Consider the following 7464-nt stretch of genomic DNA (forward strand, 5'->3'; position numbering starts at 1 on the left):
GTTACAGGATAAGTGTTTAACACATTCTGTTAGCAAAATAAGTAAAGAGTAAGTTATCTAACGGTTAATAAAAAATTAAAATATTCGATTCGCTAAAATACTCTATATTCCCACATCTACACTGTGAATTTTGCCTAGAAATCTGGGAAAGATAAGTTTGTAACGATTGATAAACTTTGAAATTATAGGCACGGATATCCAAGATGTTACCAGAAATATTATCTCAGCACCCAAGGCTTGAGAGTATGCTGACTATGGATGGCATGACAAATGGTAATGAATCCAACCTGCGATTAAAGTCAACTTTGCAAGAATTACCATTTTGGCAGGTTGACATCGAAGTAGAGTGTCCGAGCAATGATTTAGCTATACTCTTTAACCAACAGCCTTTACTACCGGGAATTATCCTAAATAATAATCAACAGTATGTGGGGATAATTTCGCGGCGGAAATTTTTTGAGCAGATGACCCACCCTTATAGTTTGGCACTATTTTCTAAAAGACCGATTAGAATTCTTTACAAGTTTTTCGAGCCAAAGATATTAGCCTTTTCTGAGGATACGCTCATTGTCAATGCGACTCAGGCAACTTTGGAAAGATCGCCTGAAGTTGCTTATGAGCCGATTTTAGTTAAAACCATGTCTGGAAAATATAAGCTGGTTGATTTTCATCAATTACTCTTAGCCTACTCCAAAATTCATGTTTTAACACTTATTGATCTACAGCAGGTAGAGGAACAATCTAAAGTCGCTAAAGCAGGTTTTAACGATCTTCAACATAACTATACGCGATTAGTTCAGAATGAAAAAATGGCTGCATTAGGACAACTCGTTGCTGGTATTGCCCACGAAATCAATAACCCCATCAACTTTATTGCTGGCAACCTTGTCCACGCCATCAAATACAGTCAAAATTTACTCGATCTGATTAGATTGTATCAACAATGTTATCCTGAACCAAAAGCGGAAATTGAAACTGCGATCGCAGAAATTGAACTAGATTTTTTAACTACTGATCTCCCCCGTCTTCTCACCTCTATGGAGGTTGGCACCAAGCGAATCGAGCAAATCATTCTTTCCTTACGAAATTTTTCTCGTCTCGATGAATCTGAGAAAAAATCAGTTGATATCCATGAAGGTATTGATAGTACTTTGGTAATTTTACAAAGCCGTCTCAAAAATCCCCAAATCGGTGAAAGCATCAACATAATTAAGGAATACGGTGATCTTCCCAAAATTCAGTGCTACGCTGGGTTACTCAATCAGGTATTTATGAATATTTTGGCGAATGCTATTGATGCTCTAGAAGAGTCATTAGTCATTAATCATACCCTGCGGGAAGGCGAAGCGCCTACGTCATTAGTAAGGGATAAAGGAAAAATTTGCATTCAGACCGAACTCACTAATGACAAGCAAGTAATTATTCGCATTTCCGATAATGGACCAGGAATTCCAGAGAGTTTCCAAAAGCAGTTGTTTGATCCATTTTTCACCACTAAAGCCGTTGGTAAAGGAACTGGATTAGGTCTATCTATCAGCCATCAAATTGTTGTGGAAAAACACGGTGGTCAACTGCAATGTATATCGGCTGTTGGCGAAGGGACTGAGTTTATGATTAGAATTCCAGTTCCCCTTAATTCTTAACAAGTTCAGAAAAACCAAGCAATAACAATTCAAAATTCACAAATAAATAGTCAACATTATTAGTTTTCGTTCACTTACATATTGAACTTTAACTATAAGTTCTTGCTGGCTCAATTGTTGTCACCGTAACAGGTTCTGACTCGATATCATCTAGCTTCTTAAACTCTCCACCCCGCCAGCTATCTGTTATATCCTTGATAAAACTGGCAATAGGGATAGCGATTAACAAACCCAGCACTCCTCCCAACTTTGCCCCCAACAGCAAAGAAATCACCACCCACACGGGATTTAAACCAGTCAAATTACCAAGAATTCGAGGTGCAATAAAATTAGAATTAACTTGGTCGATGGCAACAGCTACACCTAAGACTTCAACTCCTAACCAAAAGTTTTGCAGCGCTACCAACAAACTTACTATGGCGATACCTACTCCTGTACCAAAGGGGAAGAGAGAAAACAAACCAATACCGATGCCAAAAAGTAAAGCCAAGGGAACTTGCAGCGCCAAAAACGCCAGTGTAATTGTCACTCCTAACACAGCTCCCAGTGTTGCTTGACCAATGAAGTAATTGTGGAAATCCTCTCGCAATAATTCCCGCACTTTTAACCCAATGTTAGGAGGAAACCACAGAAAAATTCCGTCCCAAAGACGTTCGCCGTTTAATATTAAATAAATAGTCAGTACTACCGTCAGCAGCACGTTGAGGACAATACCAATGGTATCAACAGCAAAACCAAGAATTCTACCAGTGAAAGACTGAAGTTGGTTAGATAATCGTTCCAGAACTTGGGTAAATAAACCACTTAAATTAATCGGAAGCTGTTGTTGACTTAACGCCCAATCCTGGAAAGCTTGCAGCTGCACAGTACCAGAATCAATCCAACTGGGCAAAATATTAGCTAGCTCTACGAGCTGTTGAATAATCAGGGGAACCAAGGTGATGCCTAAAGCTCCTAAAACCACCACAGTCAAAAGCAACACTCCGGCGATCGCTAGGTTGCGTTTTACCCTTTGTTCCTGGAGAAAGTGGATTGGATAGTTCAAGACAAAAGCCAGTAAGATAGCGGCGGCAATAATACTCACCAACGGTTGAAAATACTGCACAACTTGGAGCAATAGCCAGCCGTTGAGAATGGCAATGGGAAATGCCAATCCTATAGTTAACCATCGCGGCAGTTTGTTTGCTGATTGCATTAGTGGTGACTCCACAAGAGTTATAACTTTATTTTGGCTTCTGGGAACTGGGAAATAATCGTAGTGGTGGCATTTGCACCTTTATTGATTGCAGTGAGTAATGCAGCGATCTCAGGCAACGTTGCTTAACTATTATCCCAGCATTAACACCTTAAATGGCACATCTACTACTAACCGTCGATTTTTTAACCGTTTAGCAAACAGTAATTCTCTTTGATTAGGCTTGTTGATTTGTCTCGATAAAATCCAACATAATTCGCTGATGCACACTCCCTAAAGGTCGTACTTCGCCAGCCTTTTGCGAATAACAGTTACCTTGGCGAATATCTTCTGGGGTCAATAATCCCATATCCCAACCTTCATTCAAAACCAGTTGATTTAATTCCATCAACAGTGGTGCATGAAAGACATGACGGACAACTCTTTCACCGGGATAATAGCCAAATTCAACAAAAGGTGGTAATATATAGCCGATTTCTTCTAAAATTTCTCGCTTCACTGCTACCTCTGGCGTTTCACCAGGTTCGATATGACCGCCAAATAGCGCCCAGTAACCAGGGTAGAGAATACCGGGGATGTTGTCACGCAGTTGCATGAGAAACTTGTTTTTTTGGTAGAGAATTGCGATCGCTACATGCACCGATTGATTGTTCATATCTTCATTTTTATATGTTCATTTTTAATTGCTGATTACTCTTCTTCTAGATAAACTTCCCCCAATTCTTTACCAGCTAAGGGGACACTTCGGTAGCGAACTTTACCCTTAATCACCACTTCTGCTCCCTCGGCGAGATTCTTTTGATGGGTGACAACCCAAATTTTGCCCGTCGAGTCATTAATTTGATAAGCCCACTGCTTCATCAGAGGAGCTTGCTTTTCTACCTGACCTTGGATATAAACTATAGCCTGATTGTCTTGTTTTGGTTTAATTTCTCTAATTGGGGTGACATTAGTGCCAATTTTTAAGTTAGCCCCATTCAAGCCAGACGAAGGCAAACTACCACAACTACAAAGCCCCACCACCAAGAAAAAAATCAACCCCAGGCGGTAGGGAACAATGCTGTGTCCGCATAAGAACGAAAGGGACAAATTTCTCGCTTGTTCCATCAAAGCCACCGATTGAGCAAATTTTTGCGTCATTGCTTGCTTTGTCTCTAGTTTTATTAAGTCAGTAGAAAATAAACATTATGGATTTACTCTGAGAAAAACGCTACGACATCAAACAGGATCACAATAATGGTTAAAAGTCAAGAATCAATATTTTAACTCCGGATTTTGGACTGTTGACTCCGCTAGACCATCGATTCAGTAATCAAAAACCTAACCCCCTGGCTTCCCCACTCCCTAATCAATACGGTTCGCTTAAGGTGTTTATTCCTCGAAGATCCCCCCAACCCCCCCTTAAAAAGCTACGGTATACACACAAGTCATCGAATTACCCAAAACAAAAACCCCAGCCTGTCAAGAAAGGACATCCCTCTCCTTACCAACGCTACGGTGTACACACAAGTCCTAAAAACCAAACCTAACTTGATAAGGCTTTCCTCGTTCCCATACTCCGTATGGGAATGCATTGATTGAGTCTCTGGCTCAATGTCTGGCTGGAGGCAGCAGCCCCTAATCAGCCATTCCTAGCTTTGCATGGGAACAAGAGAAGCAGAGAACAATGGTCAATCGAGCTTTTTTCGACTTGTGGTACACCGTAGCCTTAAAAAGGGGGGGCTTATAACCATCTTTTACCCCCTTAAAAAGGGGGTCGCAGTAGGCGGGGGATCTTAACCGAACCGTATTCACTCCCTAATTTTATTTTTCAGTAACAAAATATATTTTTTAACACTCCTTTAATCCCCATACTGAAGTAGCTGGGTTTTCAGCTTTTTTCTTATAAAATCTTCTAGAACACCTTGATTTACATAATCTAACTTTTGTGCATAGATTTCAGACTTTACCAAGTGTTTTAGGATTAGCGATATCTACGACGAGCTTCGCTTACGCTCTTTTGATTGGTGGCATGAGTTCTGTCTTTGCCCAACAAGCCATTCCCGTTTGTCAACCACCAAATACAGGTGAGTATCTTTTATTAGTAGTCAGTCCCACAGCAAATAATCAAAAGCAGTTGCGTAGTGCCTTACCGTCTGAACTTAAGACCATCACCTGCAAATATCTCAACGAAACTGTGACGCGAGTCGGGGGCTTTAATAAAATTGACGATGCCAATCGTTGGGCGAGATATGTCAGCAATATTGTTGGGTTGTCTGCCATAATTACCACTCGACCAACAACCCCAGATGTGCAGCCACAGTTACAGCCACCTCAGCAGACAGTCAGCTATAATCCTCAAGCCTTAGGAGAGGGTTATGCAGTGCTGGTAGATTATTACAACCGTCCAGAACTAGTAAATAGTGTGCAGCAATTAGTGGGAGGTAAGGTAGGTTTTGTTTCTTATGGACAACGCCCTTACTTGTTGGCAGTTTATACCACCAACCAAACTGAAGCATACAACACATTGCAGAAGCTGAACGATCGCGGTTTTATTGCCAGCATAGTAGATAGTCGTAAGGTGATTCTGCTGCGCTCAACTGTGCGGTTGTAGTGATATTAAGTTTTCTGGAATACTGATGCGATCTACCAGGGTGGTAATTTGTCAACTAACCGAAGTCCAAAATTCCAAATTGGTTGACAAGTTACCAGTTATTAATTATTAATAGCCGCTCAAACAAAGATTCATTGCCCTAGCTTAATAAGCAGACCTAGCTAACCAATAGATAGTTATACCCAAAGCCGACCCAGCTATTACCTGAACTGGTGTATGTCCGAGTAATTCCTTCAGACGGTCTTGGCTAAAGTCTGGTTTTTCATCAAATAATTCATCAATCATTTGATTCAGGATACGAGCTTGCTTACCAGCCGCTTGGCGAACTCCGGCTGCATCATACATGACGATGATCGCAAAAATCATCGCAACGGCAAAATCACCAGATGCCCAACCAAGTGTTTGCCCGACACCAGCCGCAAGAGCTGTAACTAAAGCTGAATGGGCACTGGGCATCCCTCCGGTTGTCACCAAAACACGTACATTCAGTTTGCGATGTTTGATGATCTCGATTACGAGCTTTAGTGCTTGAGCAATTAAACAAGCGACCAGAGCAACCAGCAGCACCCGGTTGTCTAAAATGTTGCCTATGTCCTGCATGGTATTTTGGTTAGGTTAGTAAATATTAGCAGCAGTTGTTGGTTGAGGAAACATTTAGATTCAACCCAAAATCCAAAATTAACCTAGTACATCACGGCGGAAAAAGATCAATTATTCAAACAGCCAAAAAGCTTATTTGATAAGCTTTTTTAATTTTGAATGAGTGAATTCCTCTGGCCGGTGTAGTACAGCATAGCGTGAATAAACCACCCATTCCAAATCAAACGCTTACAGTATAGGAATTACGATTTACGAATTCCGCAAAGCGGTACTAGTTACTGCGGCTGGTAATAAAATGAGCGATCGCTTGGAGTGGTTTGGCTCTGTCTCCAAATGGTTCTAATTCCCCGCAAGCTGTTTTAACTAGCTCTTGGGCTTTTGAGCGTGATTCCTCAAGCCCCCAAAGGCTGGGATAGGTCACTTTCTTCGCTTTTTGGTCTTTACCAGCTGTTTTGCCTAATTGCTCTTGAGTAGCAGTGATATCCAGAATATCATCGATGATTTGGAATGCTAGCCCAATATTTTCAGCATAACGGGTCAGTCGCTGCACATCTTCAGGTGATGCTCCAGTTATGATCCCGCCACAAACTACGCAAGCTTCCAAAAGAGCGGCTGTTTTGTGTTTATGAATGAAATTTAGCGTTTCTAGGGAAATATCTGATTTACCTTCCGATTCTAAATCGACAACTTGACCGCCGACCAAACCAGCTGCCCCCAGTGCCCGACCAAGACGGGCAATTACCTGCAAGACTAGCTCTCTCTTAACGCTTTCGGGGGTTTGAATGGCAACAAACTCAAAAGCGAGAGCCAACAAGCCATCCCCAGCCAAAATCGCCACATCTTCGCCATAGACTTTATGATTCGTCAGCTTGCCACGACGGTAATCGTCATTATCCATCGCTGGGAGGTCGTCATGAATCAACGACATTGTGTGGATCATCTCCACAGCACAAGCCGTTGGCATGGCCATTTCGATAGTTCCACCCATCATTTCACAGGTAGCAAGGCAAAGAATGGGACGTACACGCTTGCCTCCAGCCAATAACGAGTAGCGCATCGCCTCATAAATCTTTTCTGGATAAATGATCGGGATAGCCTGATCTAAAGCAGTATCACAAAGCTTTTGTCGCTCTTTCAGATAGACTGCTAAGTTAAACGTGGCTTCCTCTGGTGGTGTCTTTTGAACGTTATCAGTTGCTACCATTCTTTAATTCCTGACATTTTGGGATTTTTGTCTTATAAGTCACAATTTTAAGGTGCTGTGGCGCTGAAAAAATGAGGAGACGCGATTAATCGCGTCTGTACAGGAGAGACGCGATTAATAATTCTTAACTTTTAACTCCTCACTCCTCACTCCTCACTCCTCACTCCTCACTCCTCACTCCTCACTCCTCACTCCTCACTCCTCACTCCTCACTCCTCACTCCTCACTC

7 protein-coding genes are annotated in these 7464 nt (G+C 41.8%); 2 read left to right on the forward strand and 5 right to left on the reverse strand.

The window, feature by feature from the left end:
- The first annotated feature begins 245 nt into the window (after positions 1-245).
- Positions 246-1643: a sensor histidine kinase gene (locus V7K31_RS13595; RefSeq protein ID WP_335094856.1), complete on the forward strand. Its 1398-nt coding sequence runs from the start codon at positions 246-248 to the stop codon at positions 1641-1643.
- An 88-nt stretch (positions 1644-1731) separates the two neighbouring features.
- On the opposite strand, the gene V7K31_RS13600 is transcribed toward V7K31_RS13595, so the two are convergent.
- From V7K31_RS13600 to V7K31_RS13610, 3 genes are all read right to left on the reverse strand, one after another.
- Complete coding sequence (locus V7K31_RS13600; RefSeq protein WP_335094857.1) at positions 1732-2838, reverse strand: AI-2E family transporter; 1107 nt, start codon at positions 2836-2838, stop codon at positions 1732-1734.
- 217 nt (positions 2839-3055) lie between these two features.
- Complete coding sequence (locus V7K31_RS13605; protein ID WP_335094858.1) at positions 3056-3493, reverse strand: NUDIX hydrolase; 438 nt, start codon at positions 3491-3493, stop codon at positions 3056-3058.
- 35 nt (positions 3494-3528) lie between these two features.
- Positions 3529-3978: a hypothetical protein gene (locus V7K31_RS13610; protein WP_335094859.1), complete on the reverse strand. Its 450-nt coding sequence runs from the start codon at positions 3976-3978 to the stop codon at positions 3529-3531.
- A gap of 787 nt (positions 3979-4765) precedes the next feature.
- Here V7K31_RS13610 and V7K31_RS13615 point away from each other — a divergent pair.
- Positions 4766-5431, forward strand: a complete 666-nt coding sequence (locus V7K31_RS13615; RefSeq protein WP_335094860.1) for a hypothetical protein — start codon at positions 4766-4768, stop codon at positions 5429-5431.
- Between the two features lie 144 nt (positions 5432-5575).
- On the opposite strand, the gene V7K31_RS13620 is transcribed toward V7K31_RS13615, so the two are convergent.
- Entirely contained in the window at positions 5576-6031 is a 456-nt protein-coding gene (locus tag V7K31_RS13620) for a divergent PAP2 family protein (RefSeq protein WP_335094861.1), read from the reverse strand.
- Positions 6032-6302: 271 nt separating this feature from the next.
- Positions 6303-7235, reverse strand: a complete 933-nt coding sequence (crtE, locus tag V7K31_RS13625; protein ID WP_335094862.1) for a geranylgeranyl diphosphate synthase CrtE — start codon at positions 7233-7235, stop codon at positions 6303-6305.
- Between the last annotated feature and the right edge of the window lie 229 nt (positions 7236-7464).

It is taken from the genome of Nostoc sp., from assembly GCF_036917675.1.
Taxonomy (GTDB): Bacteria; Cyanobacteriota; Cyanobacteriia; order Cyanobacteriales; family Nostocaceae; genus Nostoc.